The sequence below is a fragment of the Nostoc sp. genome (assembly GCF_035638895.1).
In the GTDB taxonomy this organism is placed as follows: domain Bacteria; phylum Cyanobacteriota; class Cyanobacteriia; order Cyanobacteriales; family Nostocaceae; genus Nostoc.
Window position 1 is genome coordinate 1 of the sequence record NZ_DASQZC010000432.1, and the last position, 2,211, is coordinate 2,211.

The window sequence follows — 2,211 nt, forward strand, 5'->3', positions numbered from 1 at the left end:
AATGAGACTATTTATTTCTATGAATATTGTTTAGGGGATGGAGTTGCAACAAGTTTCGAGAGATATGGATATAAGCAATTTACTGATTCTGCCACTTTATCCTATGACACTCGCTGCGAACCCCCTTATAATAGAAATCCAAATTTAGTTATGAGATGTTGATATTGTGGATCATCAACTAGACAACGGGGATCAATCTTTTCTGTTGACTAATCAAAGTAATAATGTTTTTTCACCTTGCTTGTAATTTCCCAGGTGCATGACATGCCAGCAGGAAGAGTCACCAAATCACCTTCACCCATTTGCACTGGCTGTCCATCATCAGGAGTAACAAGAACATCACTTTCCAATAAGTAGCAAGTTTCTTGAGAATCATAAGTCCAAGGAAATTTTGAAACTTCCTTTTTCGAAATTCCCCATTTAAAGACACCCAATTCATTGAGGTGTTCAAGTCTTAGGTTGATGCTCAATTTTAATTTGCATATTGTGTTTTATCTAGTTATGTTTAGCAGTAGGATTGAATATCTTCTCCACACTGATCTACTAGATAACACAAAGCACGAAAACGCAAGTAGACAAGTTCGTTATAAAGCGGATTAAGTTTGCACATTGGCGGAATATGCCCTATTTTGCGACCAAAAAGCACGATATCGCGCTCGAATGGACACTGGGCAGGAATTAATTTAGCAATAAATTTAGCTGATTTCCGATTCTGAACGTCAATTTTATCCACCCATTGACGTAATGGTTGCAGTAAATCTAATTTAGGTCTAGCAAATTGCTTTTTACTACCTTTTTGATTCTTTTCTTCTAAAGGGCTAACAAAAGTAGACACAAAAATACGCTGATTAATTGTTTTAAGCATAGTAGTAGGCAAGGTTTTCCTTGTGTAGATGAACTATTTGCCGATTGCAAATATTGACATGTAATCTGTTAAGCAATTTGCATTATGCTTGGAAATTAGGAAGAAAAAGAAGCACAAGGCAAATAATTTACATGCATCTTTGGGGGGAAATTGTTTAACTAATTGTTATTTAACCCCACCAAATCGGGAAGAACTGTCCCGTTAAATACAAAATAACAAAGAAAATATAAAAATGGCATTTCTTTAACTTATGGATTGCTAATATCCGAGATAGCAATCTTATATATTAAATATAAATGCCTGGTTCTAAAACTGCCTAGTATCTATAGATGGACTTTGGGTAAGAAAATAACAGTTTAGCTCTAACTCCATATAGACTTTGCTAGGATTAGCCTCTAATATCTAGCGATTTTAGGCTATTAAATATCTAGTAATCTGTCTAGTATGTTACACTAGCTAACCTAGATATTATCTAATAACTAGCAATAAATCCTTTGATAAGTCCCAGCTAATATACTTAGAATTTATACCATTTACAAGAATATTTTGCAATAAATGCATCGCGTGTAAGGACGTACAGGATTATGCCCCTACCAATACACGGGTTCTCAGTTGGGCGCAATACAATCTGAACCTCACCCCGTATTTGAGGCGTACAAATACTCCCCTCTCCTTAGTAATGAGAGGGGTTGGGAGTGAGGTTTAAAAAACTAGTTTATCCAAAGGATAACCGTTATATATATCAGATATTTTGTGAAATGGTTTAATTACAAAAAAATGGTATAATAACGTAAATCTTATTTCTTAAAATATTTCGTCATGTCTCAAGTAGATATTCGTATTGTACCAGAGACTCTGACTCACTTACATCCCCACCCATAGAGGGATGAGGTTTTACGCTCGATCAATAAATTCATGAATAATTCCTGGACAGCGCCTTCACTAAATAGTCCCTGCATTTGAACTTTTCCAGTTAGGGTATCGCCTTCAATCCACTCCTGAACTAAGTAAAATTGTCCACCTGACGAGAAGTAGGCATACAATGCTGGAATTTGGTCATTTGCGCCACCGAGTTCTTCTAGAATAGCTGCTTCGCGTTGAAACCTCTCTTCCACTAACTGGTAAATTTGAGGATTGTTGTGAATCGGTCTTAGCTGTTTAACCACACAACGGCGCTTTGAGGGCATGTAGGTATCTTCTGCTAGATACAGCAGATTGCAGGTAACTGAGGTACAGTAATACCAGTACATTAACGGGTGAAATGGAACCTTACTCAATCGACTTGCGAGAAAAAATAGTAAAGGCTTACTCTGAAGGTGACACCTCAATTAGAAAAGTAGCTAATA

At 36.5% G+C, this 2,211-nt stretch carries 1 protein-coding gene and 2 pseudogenes; all 3 read right to left on the bottom strand.

Annotated elements, in window-relative coordinates:
- Nucleotides 1–209 precede the first annotated feature (209 nt).
- Nucleotides 210–483, bottom strand: a pseudogene (locus VE944_RS22045) (cupin domain-containing protein).
- Between the two features lie 22 nt (nucleotides 484–505).
- Nucleotides 506–865, bottom strand: coding sequence for a Mo-dependent nitrogenase C-terminal domain-containing protein (locus tag VE944_RS22050; protein WP_324981879.1), 360 nt, complete (start codon nucleotides 863–865; stop codon nucleotides 506–508).
- Between the two features lie 905 nt (nucleotides 866–1,770).
- Nucleotides 1,771–2,073 (bottom strand): annotated as a pseudogene (locus VE944_RS22055) (serine/threonine protein kinase); the annotation flags it as partial.
- Nucleotides 2,074–2,211 lie beyond the last annotated feature (138 nt).